General features: G+C 63.1%; 15 protein-coding genes. 2 read left to right on the top strand and 13 right to left on the bottom strand.

What is annotated here, in order from left to right:
- Positions 1–17: 17 nt before the first annotated feature.
- From NKI35_RS06325 to NKI35_RS06305, 5 genes are all read right to left on the bottom strand, one after another.
- Positions 18–1,685: an ABC transporter ATP-binding protein gene (locus NKI35_RS06325; RefSeq protein ID WP_023804896.1), complete on the bottom strand. Its 1,668-nt coding sequence runs from the start codon at positions 1,683–1,685 to the stop codon at positions 18–20.
- Between the two features lie 10 nt (positions 1,686–1,695).
- Positions 1,696–2,832: an ABC transporter permease gene (locus tag NKI35_RS06320; RefSeq protein ID WP_023687914.1), complete on the bottom strand. Its 1,137-nt coding sequence runs from the start codon at positions 2,830–2,832 to the stop codon at positions 1,696–1,698.
- Entirely contained in the window at positions 2,833–3,840 is a 1,008-nt protein-coding gene (locus NKI35_RS06315; RefSeq protein WP_352739099.1) for an ABC transporter permease, read from the bottom strand. It lies immediately after the preceding gene.
- A 97-nt stretch (positions 3,841–3,937) separates the two neighbouring features.
- Positions 3,938–6,049, bottom strand: a complete 2,112-nt coding sequence (locus tag NKI35_RS06310; RefSeq protein WP_023725460.1) for an ABC transporter substrate-binding protein — start codon at positions 6,047–6,049, stop codon at positions 3,938–3,940.
- A 98-nt stretch (positions 6,050–6,147) separates the two neighbouring features.
- Complete coding sequence (locus NKI35_RS06305) at positions 6,148–7,614, bottom strand: alpha-glucosidase/alpha-galactosidase (protein ID WP_031197811.1); 1,467 nt, start codon at positions 7,612–7,614, stop codon at positions 6,148–6,150.
- 247 nt (positions 7,615–7,861) lie between these two features.
- Between NKI35_RS06305 and NKI35_RS06300 the strand changes: the two genes are divergently transcribed.
- Positions 7,862–8,704 carry an AraC family ligand binding domain-containing protein gene (locus NKI35_RS06300; RefSeq protein ID WP_502897125.1) on the top strand — a complete coding sequence of 281 codons (843 nt, stop codon included), beginning with the start codon at positions 7,862–7,864 and terminating at the stop codon, positions 8,702–8,704.
- A 2-nt stretch (positions 8,705–8,706) separates the two neighbouring features.
- Here NKI35_RS06300 and NKI35_RS06295 read toward each other — a convergent pair whose 3' ends face one another.
- The 7 genes from NKI35_RS06295 to NKI35_RS06265 form a co-directional block, all read right to left on the bottom strand.
- Positions 8,707–9,774, bottom strand: a complete 1,068-nt coding sequence (locus NKI35_RS06295; protein WP_023691353.1) for an ABC transporter ATP-binding protein — start codon at positions 9,772–9,774, stop codon at positions 8,707–8,709.
- Between the two features lie 3 nt (positions 9,775–9,777).
- Entirely contained in the window at positions 9,778–10,626 is an 849-nt protein-coding gene (locus NKI35_RS06290) for a carbohydrate ABC transporter permease (protein ID WP_023691354.1), read from the bottom strand.
- Positions 10,626–11,549 carry a carbohydrate ABC transporter permease gene (locus NKI35_RS06285; protein ID WP_023685296.1) on the bottom strand — a complete coding sequence of 308 codons (924 nt, stop codon included), beginning with the start codon at positions 11,547–11,549 and terminating at the stop codon, positions 10,626–10,628. Before NKI35_RS06285 ends, NKI35_RS06290 begins: the two co-directional genes overlap by 1 nt.
- A gap of 230 nt (positions 11,550–11,779) precedes the next feature.
- Positions 11,780–13,057, bottom strand: coding sequence for an ABC transporter substrate-binding protein (locus tag NKI35_RS06280; RefSeq protein WP_023685297.1), 1,278 nt, complete (start codon positions 13,055–13,057; stop codon positions 11,780–11,782).
- A gap of 26 nt (positions 13,058–13,083) precedes the next feature.
- Positions 13,084–14,280, bottom strand: a complete 1,197-nt coding sequence (locus tag NKI35_RS06275; protein WP_352739094.1) for a PLP-dependent transferase — start codon at positions 14,278–14,280, stop codon at positions 13,084–13,086.
- Complete coding sequence (locus tag NKI35_RS06270; protein ID WP_023668124.1) at positions 14,277–15,011, bottom strand: FadR/GntR family transcriptional regulator; 735 nt, start codon at positions 15,009–15,011, stop codon at positions 14,277–14,279. The genes NKI35_RS06275 and NKI35_RS06270 overlap by 4 nt, the downstream gene beginning before the upstream one ends.
- A gap of 121 nt (positions 15,012–15,132) precedes the next feature.
- Complete coding sequence (locus tag NKI35_RS06265) at positions 15,133–15,840, bottom strand: DJ-1/PfpI family protein (RefSeq protein WP_352739091.1); 708 nt, start codon at positions 15,838–15,840, stop codon at positions 15,133–15,135.
- A gap of 86 nt (positions 15,841–15,926) precedes the next feature.
- Between NKI35_RS06265 and NKI35_RS06260 the strand changes: the two genes are divergently transcribed.
- The gene (locus NKI35_RS06260) at positions 15,927–16,874 is read left to right on the top strand and encodes a GlxA family transcriptional regulator (protein WP_023685300.1); all 948 of its coding nucleotides are present in this window, start codon (positions 15,927–15,929) and stop codon (positions 16,872–16,874) included.
- 62 nt (positions 16,875–16,936) lie between these two features.
- Here NKI35_RS06260 and NKI35_RS06255 read toward each other — a convergent pair whose 3' ends face one another.
- The gene (locus NKI35_RS06255) at positions 16,937–17,716 is read right to left on the bottom strand and encodes an SDR family oxidoreductase (protein ID WP_023739508.1); all 780 of its coding nucleotides are present in this window, start codon (positions 17,714–17,716) and stop codon (positions 16,937–16,939) included.
- Positions 17,717–17,722: the final 6 nt, after the last annotated feature.

Here is a 17,722-nt window from a genome sequence, read left to right as displayed (position 1 = left end):
AAACCTCCGGCACTTTGCTACGCCACGTCGAAGGCGGCCCTGACGAGCCGTTCGGTGTAGGCGGTCTTGGGATGGGTGAGGACCTCGTCGACGGGTCCCTGTTCGACGATCTTGCCGTTCTGCATGACGATGACGCGATGGCAGAGCGCGCGCACCACCTTGAGGTCGTGCGAAATGAAGACATAGCTAAGGCCGCGTTCGTCCTGCAGCTTGCGCAACAAGTCGATGATCTGCGCCTGCACCGAAAGGTCGAGCGCCGATGTCGGTTCGTCGAGCAGGATGAATTCGGGCTCCAGCGCGATGGCTCGGGCAATGGCGATGCGCTGCCGCTGGCCGCCGGAAAATTCGTGCGGGAACCGCGACAGGATATCGCCGGGCATGCCGGCGCTGACCAGGGCGTCGCGAACCCGACCGACCCGCTCGCGCCGTGTCGCGCCGATCCTGTTGACGACCAGCCCTTCCTCGATGATCTGGCCGATCGTCATACGCGGGTTAAGCGACGAGAACGGATCCTGAAAAACGACCTGCATGCGCGAGCGCAGCGGCCGCATCCCGGCGCGAGACAGGCCGTGGATCGGCTGGCCGTCGAAGCTGACCTCGCCGCGCTTGGCCTCGGTGAGCTTGAGCAAGGCGAGACCGAAGGTGGTCTTGCCGGAGCCGGATTCGCCGACCAGCCCCAGTGTCTCGTGGCGGCAAAGCTTCAGGCCGAGATCGTCGACGGCGACGAGCTCGCGCCAGTCCGGCTTCAGGAAGCTGCCATGGCGCAGCATGAAGCAGACGCGCATATTGCGGGCCTCGAGGATGGTGCCGCTGTTTTCCGGCAGCGGCTGCGGCTTGCCGTGCGGCTCTGAAGCGAGCAGCCGCTTGGTATAGGCATGCTGCGGGTCGGCGAACAGCCGCTCGGTAACGTTGTGCTCGCACATCTCGCCATGCTGCATGACATAGACATAGTCCGAGAATTTCCGCACCACGGTGAGGTCGTGGGTGATCAGGATGACCGCCATCCTGAGTTCTTTTTGCAGATTGCGGATCAAATTGAGGATCTGCGCCTGCACCGTGACGTCGAGCGCCGTCGTCGGCTCGTCGGCAATCAGCACATCGGGGTCGTTGGCGAGCGCCATGGCGATCATAACGCGCTGGCGCTGCCCGCCCGACATCTGGTGCGGATACTGCTTGATGCGTGCTTCCGGCTCGGGGATCTGGACATGCCGCAAAAGCTCGAGCGCCCGCGCCCAGGCTTGCTTGCGGCTGACCTTTCGATGCACCCTGATCGCCTCGACGATCTGACTGCCGACCGTATAGATCGGGTTGAGCGAGCTCATCGGCTCCTGGAAAATCATCGAAATGCGATTGCCGCGCAATTTGCGCCGAGCGCTCTCGGGGAATTTCAGTATGTCCTGCCCGCAATAGTCGATGGTGGAGTTCGGCGACACGGTGGCCCGCTTTGACAAGAGCCCCATGACGGCGCGCGCCGTCACCGACTTGCCGGAACCGGACTCGCCGACGATGGCGATCGTCTCCCCGCGATAGAGCTGGAACGAGACATCCTTCACCGCGTCGACGACGCCGTGCTCGACCTTGAAGGCGACCTCGATGTTGCGGGCATCGATGATGGGTTGGTCGTGGCGGCCGGCATGGTCGAGCCGGACGGCTGGTGCGAAGGTGGCTGCGAGCGCTACGGTCATCCCGGCCACCTCAATAGGGATCGACGGCATCGCGCAGGCCGTCGCCCAGCGCGTTGAAGGCAAAGACGGTGATCAGCACGAAGCCGACCGGCGACAGGATCCACGGATAGGTGCCGATGACCGAATAGGTAGCCGTGTCCTGCAGCATCAGCCCCCATGAGATCAGCGGCGGTTTCACGGCGAAGCCGAGGAAGCCGAGAAAGGCTTCGAGCAGTACCACCGTCGGGATCGCGATCGTCACGGCGACGATGACGTGGCTCATCACATTGGGGAAAATGTGCTGCATGATGATACGCATGTCGGTGGCGCCAACCGCCATGGCAGCGCGCACATAGTCGATCCGCGCCAGCGCCAGCGTCTTGCCGCGCACCTCGCGCGACATCTGCGCCCAGCCCAGCGCCGACATGACGATGATGACGAAGGCGAGGAAGACGTTGGTCGGCGCGGTCACCGGGATCAGCGTCGTCAGCGCAAGATAGAGCGGCAATTGCGGGAAGGCGAGCACCAGCTCGACAAAGCGCTGCATCCAGACGTCGAAGCGGCCGCCGAAATAGCCCGAGACCATGCCGACCGTGGTGCCGATGACGGTGATGATGAACACCACCGTCAGCGCGATCATCAGCGAGACGCGCGAGCCCTGGATGGCGCGCGACAACACATCGCGGCCGAATTTGTCGGTGCCGAGAAAATGCACCGGCTGGCCGTCGGCCGAAGCGAAGAAATGCCGGTTGGCGGGGATCAGGCCAAGCAGCCGGTAGTCGGCGCCCTTGACGAAGAAGCCGAGCAGGCGCGGATGCTCGTAATCCGGCCCGACGACCGGCTGGAAGGTGACCGGGTCGAGGTCTGCAGAATCCGCCAGCGCATAGACCCGCGGCTGGAGCACGAAATTCCCGTCTCTGTCGTGAAAACTCATCACTTGCGGCGGGGCGAAAGCGACATCGGTCACCTTGGGGTCCATCGGCGCGAAGAAATCGGCGAACAGCGCCATCAGCACCAGAAGCACGACCAGGATCAGCCCGGCCATGCCGGTCCAGGAGCGCCTCAGCCGGCGCCAGACCAGCGCCATATAGCTCTCATTGCCGCGTGGGGTCGCAATCGCGGTTGCTTCAGCCGGGGGCGGCGGCGGGGATGGGTCACGCGCCAGCATCTAGCTCTCCCTGAACTGGCGTACGCGCGGATCGAGCAGCGCGAGCAGCATGTCGGCGATGATGTTGCCGACGATCAGCGTTGCCGACAGCACCATCATGAAGGTCGCCGTGACATAAACGTCGCCGACCGCCATCGAGCCGACGATGGCGGGCCCGACCGTCGGCAGCGCAAAGATGATCGCCGTCTCGATCTCGCCGGTCAGCATGTAGGGCAGCACCACGCCCTGATACATGATGAGCGGATGCAGCGCGTTGGGCACGGCATGGCGCATGACGACGGCGCTGCCGGTCAGGCCCTTGGCCTTGGCCGTCTCGACATATTGCGCGTTCAGCGTATCGAGCAGATTGCCGCGCATGACGCGCATATTGTAGGCGAGCCCGCCGAAGGTGGCGATCGCCACCACCGGCCAGACATGCTTGACGAGGTCGGCGAATTTCGCCCACGACCACGGCGCGCCGCCATATTGCGGCGAGAAGAAGCTGCCGATCTCCGACACGTTGAACTGGAAGACCAGGAGATAGACGATGATCAGCGCCATCAGGAAGCGCGGCACCGTCATGCCGAGGAAGGAGATGGCCGACAGCCCCGAGTCGATCCATGTGTATTGCCAGGTCGCCGCCCAGATGCCGAAGGTGATGCCGAGCACCGACGCCAGCAGATGGCAGACCAGTGCCAGCAGCAGCGTGCGCGGCAGCCGCTCGCCGACCACGGCGGCGACCGGCTTGTTGTAATAGAGGCTGTAGCCGAAATCGCCGCGGGTGATGATGCCGGCGACCCAGTTCAGGTACTGGACGGGCAGCGGTTTATCGAGGCCGTGCTCGACCCGATAGGCTTGCGCCTGCGCGTCGGCTTCGGCAAAAGACGCCCCGCCCTGGTTGATGAGCTGCGAGCGGATATAGTCGGCATAGTCGCCCGGCGGCGCCTGGATGATGGCAAAGGTGACCAGGCTCAGGATGACCATGACCGGGACCGCCGATGCTATGCGCATGGCCAGGAATCGCAGCATCGGACCGTTTCTCCTCCTTGGATCTAATCTGTTGCCGCTGACCTTACTCCGTCCTGTCCGCGCGCAGTGCGGGCGGGCGTCAGCCAGGGGAGGAAACTCAGTTCGTCGGACCCTTGTCGCCGGGCTTGCCGGGAAGCTGGTCGGGAAAGAGTTCGTATTTCTGCTGCTTGTCGGCGGCGACGAAGACGCGTTCGCGCACGATCGAATCCTCGGCCCAGTTGAACATGAAGATCGGCGTTCCCTGCGGGATGTTGGAGAAGCGCTTGTTGATGATCAGGGCGCCGGGATATTCGGTCAGTCCGATATTGTAGACATGCTCCGTCGAGATCTTCTGGAACGTCTTCATCAGGCTGGCGCGCTCGTCATTGTCTGACGAGGAGACGAACTTGTTGACGATGTCGACAAGCTCCTTTTCGAACGGCATCAGGTCGACCACGCCGCTTTCGGGCGCGCGGTGATCCCAGCTGGTCTTGGGTCCGACGGGCGCGAGTTGCACGGTATTCTGCACGACGGAAGTCAGCTCCTGCTCGTTGCGCCTGATCAGCCAGTCGAAGCGGCCGGAATATTGCGAGGCATCACGCTGGGTGCCGTTGAGGCCGTTGAGCACGACCCTGATGCCAAGCTTTTCCATCTGGCCGACGACGCCTTCGGCGAGGCTCTTGTCAGTGCCGTAGTCATTGTTGACCAGCATCACGATCTCGACATTCTTGCCGCCGGCGGTCCCGGCCGGGAAGTTCACGAAGCCGTCGCCATCCGTATCCTTGAGACCAGCCTTGGCCAGTTCCGCCTTGGCGCCCTCGATGTCGAAGGGATAGTAGACGGTCGAGTTGCGGTCATAGAAGCTGGTGCCCGAGGAAAAGCCACCGGGGTAGATGGCGGTGAACGGCCCCTTGACCAGCGAGTCGCCGAGCGCCTTGCGGTCGAGCGCCATGGTGATGCCCTTGCGGAAGTCCTCATTGCGATTGAGCTCGCGGATCGCCTGGCCGCGTTCGTCGGGATTGCCCCAGCCATTGGCGGAAAAGTTCATGCGCAGATTGTAGCCGATCAGGCGCGGGCCAAAGGCGAGCCGGGCCGGCGCGTCCTTGTCCGCCGCTCGCTTCAGCGAAGCGACGAAATTCTCCGGCTGCTCGAGGTTGGAGAAGTCGGCGGCCCCTGCCACCGCCTGCACGTCGCGGTCGGCCCAGGTCGACAGCTTGTAGTGCAGTTCGTTGAGATAGGGCAGCTGGTTGCCCTTCTCGTCGACCTTCCAGTAGTAGGGATTGCGGCGCAAGACGATGATGTCGTCGGGCCTATACTCCACCGGCACCCAGGCACCCATCACCGGAATGTTCATATATTCCGGCGGGAACGCGTTCTTGAACTGCTCGTAGGTATTCTTCGAGTACTTCGGATGCTGCGGCTTCAGGATATGCGCCGGGCCGGGGCAGAAGGTGCCGTAGGCCATGGCGTAGAGATACTGTTTGGGGAAAGCGTCCTTGAAGGTCCACTCGACGGTGTAGTCGTCGACCTTCTTCAGCGTCGTGCCGACACCGAAGGTTTCCGCTGTGGCGCCGTTCAACGGCGAGACATTGGGGTCGACGACCTCATCGTCCCAGTAGAACATGACATCGTCGGCATTGAAGGCAACGCCGTCAGACCATTTGGCGCCTTCGACCAGGTGCATGGTCAGCGTGTGGCCATCCTTCGACCAGTCCCAGCTCCTGGCGAGGTTGGGCAGCGGCTCGGTGTCCTTGGCCTCGACCTGGAACAAAGGCGCGGTGCGCGTCAGGCATTCCGAAAGGCCGATGTCGATGCCGCCCCATCCTTGGGTCTGGCCGGCGCCATAATTCCAGCCTTCCGGCCGGCCGCCAATGACGTGGCGCATGGTGTCGCCATAAACGCCGATGCCGTCCGGCATGTTGCCGGTCTTGAACACCAGCGGCTCCTTCGGCAGGCGATCCTTGACCGGCGGCAGCTTGCCAGTCTTGACGTATTTCTCGGTGACCCACTCGGGCTCGTGATATTCGGGCAGCGCCTTGAACTCCAGGATGGAATCGCGGGCGACGTATTTGATTTTGCCCTCGGCGGGAAACGCCGCCGGCGCCGGCGGCGTGGTCGGCTCGGACGCGTATGCACTGCCAAGCGCCAATGCCGAGACGCTCAGCGCCAGCCCGGCGAGAATGCCAATTCTTCGCCCGGCGAGAATGCCAATTCCACGAAAGTTCCTCATTGTGTTCCTCCCAGATGTTTCGACGTCTGCTGCTGCCCGCATCTATTCATGATGGCTGATTGGCGAACCGGCCTCCCGCTGTCCGCCTGCCAGCATTCTCAGCCGGCCTGTTTCAGGGCCGTTTTTTCGGCGCGCAGTTCCTCGATCGAGCGCACTTTGCGCCGCGCCGCACCCGCCCAGTCGCGGGTTTTCACCATCGATTTCGAAAGCCGCTCCTTGGCGGCCGGCACGGCATCGGCGTATTGCGGCAGCCAACGCGCCTGGGCGACGACCATCTCGTCGACCATCTGCCAGACCTCTTCCGGCGTCGACACCGCACCCACCAGCGGATCGTGCAGCACCGCGAGCTTGAGCAGGTCAATGTCGCCCGTAACAGCCGCATGCACCGACATGCGCTGAACGTTGATCGAAGCCATGCAGGTGGCCGCGCAGGCTTCCGGCAGCGTGATGCCTGACGCCATGTTGATGCCGAAGCGATCGACGAAACCGGGCGATTCGATGATCGCGTCCTGCGGCAGATTGGTGATGATGCCGGTGTTCTTGACGTTGAAGTGGCCGCGATAGACGCGGTTCGTCTCCAGCGCTTCGAGAATATGGCTGGCATGCTCGTTCGAGCGCTTCGATACGTCGAGCGGCTTCGACGCCGCTTCGAGGAATTGCGGATATTCCGTCTCGAACCAGTTGCGGGTTTCCGTGGAGTAGCGAAGATAGCCGCCGGTCTCGCCATGGATCCAGTCGGACATGTCGATCCAGCGGGTGATTTCGTCCGGCCGCTTGCGATACCAGGGCAGATATTCGGAGAGATGACCGTTGCTTTCGGTGGAGTAGACGCCAAAGCGCTTCAGCACGTCGATGCGCAGCTTTTCCTGCTGCGAATAGACCGGATGCGCCTCGAAGGCAGCCACCAGTTCGTCCTTGCCGATCTTGCGGCCGTTGAGCCGCAAATCGATGAACCAGGTCTGGTGGTTGATACCGGAGCAGACATAATCGAGTTCGCTGTGCGACTTGGCGCCGAGCACTTCGGCGATCTGTTCGGCGCCGTGCTGGACACCGTGGCAGAGGCCGACCGTATCGACCTTGCCATATTCGATCGCCGCCCAGGTGTTCATCGCCATCGGGTTGGCATAGTTGAGGAATTTGGCGCCTGGCTCGGCGACCTCCAATATGTCCTTGCAGAAGTCGAGGATGACCGGGATGTTGCGCTGGCCGTAGAGGATGCCCCCGGCGCAAATCGTGTCACCGACGCACTGGTCGATGCCGTATTTCAAGGGAATGCGGATATCGTCGGCATAGGCTTCGAGCCCGCCCACCCGGACGCAGCTGATGACGTACCGCGCGCCTTCCAGCGCCTTGCGGCGGTCGGTCGTCGCCGTCACCCTGGTCGGCAGCTTGTTGGCCTCGACGATGCGGTCGAGGATCGCCTTGATCATTTGCAGATTGTGTTCGCTGAGATCGGTCAGCGCGAATTCGATGTCGCTGAATTCCGGGATGCACAAAATGTCGGTGAACAGCTTCTTGGTGAAGCCGACGCTGCCCGCGCCGATAATAGCGATTTTGAAACTCATCACCTTCACCTCGATCCATTCGAATGCCGGGTAAGGAGCAACAGGAAAGGGAATGGCGGCCCGCCTTGGCGCGCATGCCATTCGAGCCGGAATTCCGGCTCGTTCTCCTCCCCGCCCGCTCCTCGACCGCGGGTCTTTCGCGTTCTCAGGATTTGGATTATGCCGTTATTCCAGGGCGCGGCCAGAGAACGATTATGCTTTCGAGGGTAATTTTGTGCTGCATGATCTGATCGCCAACGGACAGTTGATGCGCACCATTTCGCTGCCGCGCGGCCGCCAGCGCCTGCATGCCATGCCGACCAGCACCGGCTATGAAGTACGCGAGGGCGTGACCTATGACTGGGATGGGCGCAAGCGCGGCCAGACACCGTTCACCGTGCTGCAGCACACGATCAGCGGCACCGGCCAGCTGCGCTACGAGAACCGCAACTACCGCCTGCAGGCCAACGACACGCTGCTGGTGCTGGTGCCACACAACCATCGCTACTGGCTGGAGAAGGGCGACCGCTGGGAATATTTCTGGATCTCGATGAATGGCGAGGAGGCGCTGCGCGTCCACAAATCCATACTCAGCGTCTCCGGCCCGGTGTTTCGGCTGCAGCCGGAGACGATCGATCATCTCGCCGATTGCAGCCTGCGCCTGATCAAGGGCGGCGCTTCGCCTGGCGCTGCTTCGGCAATCGCCTATGAGGCGGCGATGGCGCTTTACGACGATGTCTTCGGCTCGCACGCCTTCACTGAGAAACAGAGCATCATGCAGCCGGTCATCGATCATATCAACGCCAATCTCGACAAGCCCTTGCCCGTGGCCGAGCTCGTCCAGATCAGCGGCCTCAGCCGCGCCCATTTCTCGCGCTGCTTCGCCGAGAGCGAAGGCGTTCCGCCAGCCGAGTTCGTGCTGCAGCAGCGGCTGCAGCGGGCGGCGAAGCTGCTAACCAAAGCCGATTTCCTGCCGGTCAAGGAGGTCGCCATCCTGTGCGGCTTCGAGGACGCCAACTATTTCTCGAAAGTCTTCCGCCGGCTCTACGGCATCAACCCGACGCAGTTCCGTACCACCGGCATGTATGCCAGCCTGGGCAGCCTTCGATAGGATTACCCGATGCGGTTGCCGCTTGCGGGATCGAACAGATGCAGCGCCGCCGGATCGGCAGACAGCCGCACCTTATCGCCAGGCCGGATAGTGCTGCGTCCCATGACGAAGACACAAACCAGCTGGTTGGCGAGCCGGACATAGAACTGCGTCGACAGGCCGAGCGGCTCGACCACCTCGACCTCTGCCCTGAGCGGACCATCGTCGGCAAGCTGGATGTGCTCCGGCCGTAGCCCGACGGTGAGCACATCGCCATCCTTCAATGGCAAGCCATCAGGCAATCTCAGCTTCTGGCCGTCGGCCAGCACCGCGTCCACCTTGCCGCCCTTGGCCACTGTCGCCGGAAAAAAGTTCATGCCGGGCGAGCCGATGAAGCCGGCGACGAAGGTGTTGATCGGCCGATCGTAGAGTTCGAGCGGATGGCCGACCTGCTGGACGTAACCGTCATGCATGACGACGATGCGGTCGGCCATAGTCATGGCTTCGATCTGGTCGTGGGTGACATAGACCGATGTGGTCTTGAGCTGCTGGTGCAGCGCCTTGATCTCGGCGCGCATATGGACGCGCAATTTGGCGTCGAGATTGCTGAGCGGTTCGTCGAACAGGAACACTTTGGGATCGCGCACGATGGCGCGGCCCATGGCGACGCGCTGGCGCTGGCCGCCGGACAGTTGCCTGGGCAGACGTCCGAGGAAACTGTCGAGGCCGAGGCGCTTGGCCGCCGCCCCTACCCTGCCGTCGATCCTCGTCTTCTCCGCCTTCTTCAACAGCAGGCTGAAGCCCATATTCGACGACACATCCATGTGCGGATAGAGCGCGTAGGACTGGAACACCATGGCAATATCGCGGTCCTTCGGCGCGACATCGTTGACCAGCCGATCGCCGATATGGATCTCGCCGCCCGACACTTCCTCCAGCCCGGCAATCATGCGCAAAAGGGTCGACTTGCCGCAGCCGGACGGGCCGACCAGCACGACGAACTCGCCATCGGCGATCTCGAGGTCGACGCCGTGCAGGATGCGCAGCGAACCGTAGTCCTTCTCGACGTTTTGCAGCGTGACGGAAGCCATCGATTATCCTTTGACCGCGCCGGCGGTGAGGCCGGTGACGAGATAGCGTTGCAGGAAGGCGAAGAAGATGCAGACCGGGATCAGCGCCAGGATCGACGCCGCCATCATCTGCCCCCAGTCCACGGCGAACTTGCCGATATAGGTGAGCAGGCCGACGGCAAAGGTCTTCTGGTCGTCGCTGGAGATCAGCATCAGCGCGAACAGCAATTCGCTCCAGGCGGCGGTGAAGACGAAGCCGAGCGTGGCGCCCATGCCGGGCAAGGTCAGCGGCACGATCACCTTGCGCATCGCCTGCGCCCGCGTGCAGCCGTCGATCATCGCCGCTTCCTCCAGATCCTTCGGAATGCCGTCGAAGAAGGACTGCATTAGAAAGGTGGCGAAGGCGGTGTTGAAGGCGGTGTAGATGATGATCAGACCAACCAGACTGTTGGTCAGGCCAAGCTCGCCCATGACGCGGTAGATCGGCGGAATGACCATCACCAGCGGGAAGGTTTGCGTCAGCAAAAGCATGATCGCCAGTGTCGCCTTGCCGCGAAAGGTGAAGCGCGACATGGCGTAGCCGGCGAGGGTGGCGATGACCGTGACGAGCGCCGCGGTCGACACCGAGACGATGACGCTGTTGAGGAAATAGCGGGGGAAATCAGAGGCTTCCAGGACAGTGATGAAGTTGCGGAAGGTCGTCTGCGACGGCCACAGCGTGATGCCCTCGGAATAGAGCAGCCGCTCCGGCGTCACCGAAATCTTCAGCGTCCAGAAGATCGGGAACAGGGCGAAGATCATATAGGCGGCAATCGCCGCGTAGAGGCCGACGCCGCTGAAGATGCGCGAGGAGGTGGAGCGTCCGGCAATCATCAGACGTGCCTCACCAGCAACCGGCGGATGGCGATCAGCGCGATCGCATAGGCGATGAGCAGTACCAGTAGCAGCACCGCCACCGCGGAGGCATAGCCCTTGTCCAGCGACTTGAAGGCGCTGACATAGATGTAGACCGGCACCGTGCTGGTCGAGCCGGCCGGCCCGCCCTCGGTCATGACGAAGATCAGATCGGCGAAGGTGGCGATCCAGATCGTACGCAGCATGACGGTGATGACGATGGTCGGCGCCAGGAACGGCAGCGTCACCTTGGTGAAGCGCTGCCAAGGCGAAGCGCCGTCGATTGCGGCCGCCTCATGCAGTTCCGACGGGATCGACTTCAGCGCCGCCAGCAGCGTGATGGCGAAGAACGGAATGCCGAACCAGATGTTGGCGATGATCGGCCCCCACATGGCGGTCGCCGGATCGGACAGCACATTGGTCGGCTCGGCCTTCAGCCCGAGCGTGAAGAGCCAATGCGGCAGTGGTCCGATGATCGGATTGAACAGCCACGCCCAGGTCAGGCCCGACAGGAAGGATGGCACCGCCCAGGGCAGGAACACCACCGCCTGCACGAACTTGCGCCCGACAAACGGTTTGTCGAGCAGCAACGCCAGACCCAGGCCGAGGAAGAACTGGAAGAACAGGCTGGCGACGGTCCACCAGAGCGTGTTGACCAGCGCCTGCCCCAGCACCTGGTCGGTCAGCATCGCCTGATATTGGCCAAGGCCGACATATTCGGATTTGAAGGCGGAGAACTTCCGGAACGAATAGCTGATGCCGATGATCAGCGGCACCAGCAGCACCACGACCAGCAGAACGATCGCCGGGCTGAGATAAAGCCAGGGCTCGATGGCCGCATGCGTCAGCCGCTTCTTTCGCGGCCGGCCTGCGGATCGTATTTCGGACACGGCATAGGTCATTAGCGCTCAACAGTCATGGGTGGGTGCCGACAGCGGCAACAGCACCCTTCTCCCCGTTCACGGGGAGAAGATGCCGGCAGGCAGATGAGGGGCGGCGCCAGCCTTGGGGTGCTCGCGCTGCCCCTCATCCGGGCCTGTCTGTGCATGTCGTTGTCCCAAAACCGCTACGCACTTTTGGGCGACATGCATTCGGGCCACCTTCTCCCCGTAAACGGGAGAAGGAAGAAGAACTACTTCTTGTTCTTGGCCAGCCAGTCCTGCTGCTCCTTGGTCAGGAACGCGGCCCATTGATCGGCGACGTCCTTGGCCGACTTCTGGCCGAGCAGCACTTCCTGGAAATTCTTGATCGCCACCTGGTCGACGAAATTGCCGAGGTTCTCCAGATGTGTCGGCGGCGTCACCATTTCATATTTGGAAGTGTCGCTGAGTTCGGTGAACCAGCCTTTGAACTGCTCGGTCTTGAAGTGGGCATCCTGGTCGGCGCCATTGTGGATCGGCACGACGCCGACTTCCTTGGCCCATTCGAGATTGTCCTTGGGCGACAACAGCGTCGCCATCAGCTTCCAGGCATCGTCCTTGTGCTGCGAATTGGCGAACATCGCCCAGCCGGCATAGCCCAGCGTCGGATAGGATTTGCCGCTTGGCCCCACAGGCAGCGGCGCCACGGCAAAATCGTCGGCACTCATCTTGTCGGCAATGCCGATCAGCGCATCCGGATCCTGGTTGAGCATGGCGCAGGTGCCGGAATAGAAGCCGGTGACGGTCTCGTTAAAGCCCCAGCTCACCGCATCCTTGGGCGCCAGCCCGTCCTTGTACATGTCGGCCAGCATCTGCAGGCCCTTGACCGAGCCCTCCTCGTTGATGGTCGAGGTGCCGTCCTCGTTGAAGTAGCCGCCCTTGCCAGCGGCGATGTTCATGAACATGTGCATGCCGTTGAAGGCGCCCGGGCCACCGCGCAGGCAGTAGCCGTACTTGCCCGGAATGGCGGAGATCTTCTTGGAATCGGCGATGAAGTCGTCGAGCGTCGCCGGCGGGCCGTCGAGACCGGCCTCCTTGAACAGCTTCTTGTTCCAGAACAGCGCATTCACATAGTAGCCGTACGGGATCATGAACTGGGTGTTGTTGACGGTCGAGCCGAATTGCTTGGCGCGGTCGCCCAGCGTCTTGGCGTCGTCCCATTTGGCCATGTAAGGGCCGAGATCCTCGAGCTGGCCGTTGGTGGCGTACAGGCCCATCCAGCGCTCCGGCATCTCGACGATGTCGGGCGTATCGCCGGCCTGCACCATGGTGAGGAATTTCTCGAAGGCCTGCCCCCAGGGCAGCGAGACCACCTCGACCTTGACGCCGGCATTGGCGGCCTCGAACTCGGCGATCTGCTTCTTCAGGAATTCGGTGCGCTGCGGGCTGGTGATGACCTCGACCAGCTTGAGGGTGGTGTCGGCCAATGCGCCGCTGGCGGACATCGCCAGGCCGGCAGCGGTGGCAAGCATGATGCTCAGTCGTTTCATGTTCAGAACTCCCATTTTGAACCCAGTCATTTTTTTGCTTTGTCGAAGGCCTGGCCGATGTCGGCCCAGAGGTCTTCGACGCTTTCCAATCCGACATTGAAGCGGATGGTTCGGGGGCTGACGCCGAAGCGCGCCATCGAATTGAGACCCGGTGTCTGCTCGAGCGAGGCCTTTGCCGGCACGACGAGGCTTTCATGACCGCCCCAGCTGACGCCGATGCGGAAAAATTTCAGCGCATCGACGAAAGCGGGAATGTCGACATCCTCCGTCACCTCGAAGGAGAACAGCCCGGCATAGCCGGCAAGCGTCTTCTTGCCGGGATGGTTGGAATAGGCGGGATGATTGACCCGCTCGACCTTGTCATGCGCCTTCAAGCGCTCGGCGATGATGAGCCCGCTCTTCATGTGATGCGGCAGTCTCAGCGGCAGCGTGCGCAGGCCGCGCAACAGCAGCCAGCCCTCGAAGGGCGACAGCTTTGCGCCAAGCTGCGAGTAGGTCTGGTCGTTGATGTGCTTGATATGGGCGGCCGAGCCGGCCACCACGCCGGCGACGGTATCGCTGTGGCCGCCGAGATATTTCGAGGCGGAATGCAGCACCAGATCCACGCCGTGCAGGATCGGCTTCTGGAACACCGGCGTCGCCCAGGAATTGTCGATTGTGGTGACGATGCCCTGCTCTTTCGCCAGCCGCGTCAGATGTTCGAGATCCTGCAGCTCGAACATCATCGAGGTCGGGCTTTCCAGGTAGAGCAGTTTCGCACCGGGAAGTGCCGCGGCCACCGCATCCGGATCGGAGCCGTCGACATAGTCGACCTTGATATGCAGGCGCGGAAACAGCCGCTCGAACAGTCGGTAGGCGTCGCCATAGCAATTGCGCACCGCAAGGATGCGTTCGCCTGCGCCGACGAAAGCCAGCAACGTCGCGCTGATCGCAGCCATGCCGCTCGAAAAACCACGTGCGGCTTCAGCACCTTCAAGCGCTGCGACGCGCGACTCGAATTCCATCACCGTCGGATTGTCGCCGCGCGAATAGATCGGCTGTTTCCTGCGCCCGGCAAAGGTGTCGGCCATGTCGGCATAGCTGGCGAAGGTGAACAGCGAGGTCTGGTAGATCGGCGGCACCACCGCATTGCCGGGGAACGGGTCGTCATGCGCCAGAAGCGTCGCCGCGTCGGCGAGATAGTCGCTGCCGGAAATGCCTGGGTCGAAGCTGTGCTCGTTCATGTGCGGACCGAAAGTTTGAGGTTGGCGGCGCCGCGCTTCAAATCGTCCTCGACCGTGGCGATCAGCTTCAGCGCTTCGGCCCGGGCGCCTTCCGGATCGTGCGCGGCGATGCAGTCGAACATGGTGCGGTGGTAGGGAAAGCTTGCGTGGCCGAAATCGCGCACGCCGAGCGGATGTTCCCAGAAGCGGTGGAACAGTTCGTGCATGGCGGCGATAATCTGCTCGAACAGCGGATTGCCGCAGGCGCGGTAGATCGCCTGATGGAATTCCCAGTCCTCTTCCGACGACATGCCGGCGCGGCTGAGAAACTCTTCCTCCATGATGTCGAGCTTGCGCTCGATCTCGGCGAGGTCGTCCTTGTCGGCACGAATGGCGCAAAGGGCGGCGGCTTCCGCTTCCAGCGCGCGGCGGATTTCCAGCGTGCGCATCAGGCCGGTGAAATCATTGCCGCCGGCAAGCGTCAGCGGCATGTGCAGCATGTCGAGCGAGACGGCGGCCTTGAGATAGGTGCCCGAGCCCTGCCGGCGCTCGACCAGGCCAAGCCCTTCCCAGCGCGTCAGCGCCTCGCGCACCGTGTTGCGGCTGACCTTCAGACGCTCAGCGAGGATGCGTTCGGTCGGCAGCCTCTCACCGGGTTCCAGCTTCTCGCGCATGACGAAGCCGGCCAACGCCTTCAGCACCGCGTCGTCGCGGGCCGTCGTCTGGATCGGCGGAAGGCTGAATTCGGTCACCGGGGCTATTACCGAAGTGGTTCAATGGTCCAACCAATTTCTGCACAGACGAAGGGACCTGTCAACAGTGGAAACGCAGCAAGGCCGAAGGGCCAGGGGATGCACCTTCGGCCTTGCTGCTTCAGCCGTGGATGCGCGCCGGCGCAGCGGCGGCGCGAGCCTCGCGCCAGCGAGCGAAGATTGCCTCGCGAACCCGCCTCGAACCAGAGAGGCGCTTTTTTGCCTGCGCCAGCACCGCAGGCGACGCCTCGGCGGGCGTGCCGGACCGAAAGGGAGGAGCCGGGGCGTATTCGAGCGAGAGCTGCACGATCTCGGCCTCCTCCTGTCCAAGCAGCCTCGCAACCAGCGTCAGGCCGAAGTCGATCCCCGAAGTGACGCCGCCGGCGGTGATGAGCTTGCCGTCTTCGACGATACGCTCGTCGACCGGGATCGCTCCGAACTCCTCAAGGAAATCATGCGCATACCAGTGCGTGGTCGCGCGCTTGCCCCTCAGCAGTCCGGCCGCCCCAAGCACCAGGGCACCGCTGCAAACGGAGGTGATGTAGCGCACCTGCCCCGCGCGCTCCCACACGAAATCGAGGACTGTCTGGTCCTCCAGCAGCGCGTTGACCCCGCCCCCGCCAGGAATGCACAGCGCGTCGAGGGGCCGGCAATCGTCAAAGGTCGCGGTTGGCGTCAGCGAGAGGCGCGTCGATGACGTCACCGGGTTGCGATCCTTCCAGATCAGTTCCACCTCGGCATCCTTGGCCGATGCCAGGACTTCGTATGGGCCGGTGAGGTCGAGTTGTTGGACGTCGGGGAATACGAGGATGCCGAAACGAAGGGGCATGGAAATCTCCGTGGGTTGACTTCCGGCAATCTACGGCATCATGGTTTGGCACGATTGCCATTCATCCCTCGCTTCGGGCCAAACCAATGCGCCGTATCGAAGTACTTGCCTATCCCGACATCCAGCTCCTCGACGTCAGCGGACCGCTGCAGGTCTTTGCCAGCGCCAATGATTTCAAAAGGCAGGCCGGCGAACCGGCTCCTTACGAGGTCGTGGTCGTCGCCGCCTCACCGCGCATCCGGACATCGGCCGGTCTCGTGCTGGAGGCAGCAGTGCTGCCAACCCACGGAGGTAAGATCGACACGCTGCTTGTCCCCGGAGGATGGGGCGTCAACGCGGCCTGCGACGATCCCGTGCTGGTCCAGTGGATCGCCGGTCGCTCGCGCGATGCCACCCGAACCGCTTCCGTCTGCAGCGGCGCCATGCTGCTGGCGACGGCTGGCCTGCTCGACGGCCGCCGCGCGGTGACCCATTGGGGACGCTGCGCGGAGTTCGCCCGGCGCTTTCCCGCGGTCCGGCTCGAACCCGATCCGATCTTCATCCGCGACGGCAATGTCTGGACATCCGCCGGCGTAACGGCGGGGATCGATCTCGCCCTCTCCCTCGTCGAGGCCGACCTTGGCCGGCACACGGCGCTCGGCGTGGCGCGCGAGTTGGTGGTCTTCCTGAAACGTCCCGGTGGCCAGGCGCAATTCAGCCAGACCCTCAAGCTGCAGCAAGGCGACGGGCGCTTCGACCGGCTGCATGGCTGGATCCTCGAAAATCTGGCCGGTGACCTGTCGCTCACGCAGTTGGCCGACCACGCCAATATGAGCCCGCGCAGCTTCTCGCGGCGCTATCGCGAGGCCACCGGCCGGACACCTGCCCGCGCGATCGAGGAGATCCGGATCGAGGCGGCGCGGCGGATGCTGGAGCGGGGCCAGCCCGTCAACCAGACGGCCCGCCGCTGCGGTTTCGGCTCGGAAGAAACCATGCGGCGCGGCTTTCTGCGCGTGCTGGGCACCAATCCGCGCGCCTATCGCGAGCGTTTCTGATCGCGACTGCTTGCTCCATTAGGCCGGCGGTCGATGCGGTAGAAATAGAGCCTCTCCAGCGTTCAGGCGGGATGCTGTAGCTGGCTGAGCCCGCCATCGACGACGAGGGTCGCCGCGTTCATGAACGGGCACTCCTCAGAAATCATGAACACAGCGGCCAGCGCGATCTCGCGCGCCGAGGCGATGCGGCCGCCGGGATGCAGCGCCAGCGTCTTGGCGCGCGCCGCAACCGGATCGGCAAAACTGTTCCAATAGTCGGTCGCCTTCTGCGTCTCGACATAACCGGGCGCCAGCGCGTTCACGCGCACGCCCTGCCCGGCATATTCCAGCGCCAGCGACTTGGTCAGCCCAAGCAGCGCGTGCTTGGCCACGGGATAGGGGAAGGTATGAGGGATGATGGTGAAGCTGTGCGTCGAGGCGATGTTGAGGATCGCGCCACCGCCATTTGCGATCATTGCCGGCAGCACCGCCTTGGCGCAGTTCCAGGCGCCTTTGACGTTGACATCGAAATTGCGATTCCACTCCTCCTCGGTCGCCTCGAGCGGCGTCGAGAACACATTCATCCCGGCATTGTTGATCAGCGCGTTGATCGGCCCGATCGCGTCGGTCGCCCGGCTGACGGCAGCGGCAATCGCGGCCCCGTCGCTGATGTCGGCTGCGGTATGTCCGACATGGCCCTGCGGTGCGGCAAGGCCGGCGACCGTTTTGTCCAGCAGCGCGCCGTCGCGATCGACCAGGAACAGTTTTGCCCCTTCGGCCAGGCAGGCCTCGGCGATGGCAAGCCCGATGCCTTGCGCGGCGCCGGTGAGGAAGATGCGTTTGCCGGACAGGCGCTCAGCCATGGCTGT

It is taken from the genome of Mesorhizobium sp. M0676 (assembly GCF_040320535.1).
Taxonomy (GTDB): Bacteria; Pseudomonadota; Alphaproteobacteria; order Rhizobiales; family Rhizobiaceae; genus Mesorhizobium.
Note: the sequence above shows the minus strand (reverse complement) of the source record. Positions and strands in the feature narration are given on the sequence as shown.

What these genes read in the sequence shown, in the direction of transcription:
- NKI35_RS06310 (WP_023725460.1), bottom strand. Translation starts at nt 6,049, where the DNA reads ATGAGGAACTTTCGTGGAATTGGCATTCTCGCCGGGCGAAGAATTGGC.
- NKI35_RS06290 (WP_023691354.1), bottom strand. Translation starts at nt 10,626, where the DNA reads ATGATTGCCGGACGCTCCACCTCCTCGCGCATCTTCAGCGGCGTCGGC.
- NKI35_RS06320 (WP_023687914.1), bottom strand. Translation starts at nt 2,832, where the DNA reads ATGCTGGCGCGTGACCCATCCCCGCCGCCGCCCCCGGCTGAAGCAACC.
- NKI35_RS06275 (WP_352739094.1), bottom strand. Translation starts at nt 14,280, where the DNA reads ATGAACGAGCACAGCTTCGACCCAGGCATTTCCGGCAGCGACTATCTC.
- NKI35_RS06325 (WP_023804896.1), bottom strand. Translation starts at nt 1,685, where the DNA reads ATGACCGTAGCGCTCGCAGCCACCTTCGCACCAGCCGTCCGGCTCGAC.
- NKI35_RS06265 (WP_352739091.1), bottom strand. Translation starts at nt 15,840, where the DNA reads ATGCCCCTTCGTTTCGGCATCCTCGTATTCCCCGACGTCCAACAACTC.
- NKI35_RS06305 (WP_031197811.1), bottom strand. Translation starts at nt 7,614, where the DNA reads ATGAGTTTCAAAATCGCTATTATCGGCGCGGGCAGCGTCGGCTTCACC.
- NKI35_RS06280 (WP_023685297.1), bottom strand. Translation starts at nt 13,057, where the DNA reads ATGAAACGACTGAGCATCATGCTTGCCACCGCTGCCGGCCTGGCGATG.
- NKI35_RS06315 (WP_352739099.1), bottom strand. Translation starts at nt 3,840, where the DNA reads ATGCTGCGATTCCTGGCCATGCGCATAGCATCGGCGGTCCCGGTCATG.
- NKI35_RS06255 (WP_023739508.1), bottom strand. Translation starts at nt 17,716, where the DNA reads ATGGCTGAGCGCCTGTCCGGCAAACGCATCTTCCTCACCGGCGCCGCG.
- NKI35_RS06260 (WP_023685300.1), top strand. Translation starts at nt 15,927, where the DNA reads ATGCGCCGTATCGAAGTACTTGCCTATCCCGACATCCAGCTCCTCGAC.
- NKI35_RS06300 (WP_502897125.1), top strand. Translation starts at nt 7,862, where the DNA reads ATGCGCACCATTTCGCTGCCGCGCGGCCGCCAGCGCCTGCATGCCATG.
- NKI35_RS06295 (WP_023691353.1), bottom strand. Translation starts at nt 9,774, where the DNA reads ATGGCTTCCGTCACGCTGCAAAACGTCGAGAAGGACTACGGTTCGCTG.
- NKI35_RS06285 (WP_023685296.1), bottom strand. Translation starts at nt 11,549, where the DNA reads ATGACCTATGCCGTGTCCGAAATACGATCCGCAGGCCGGCCGCGAAAG.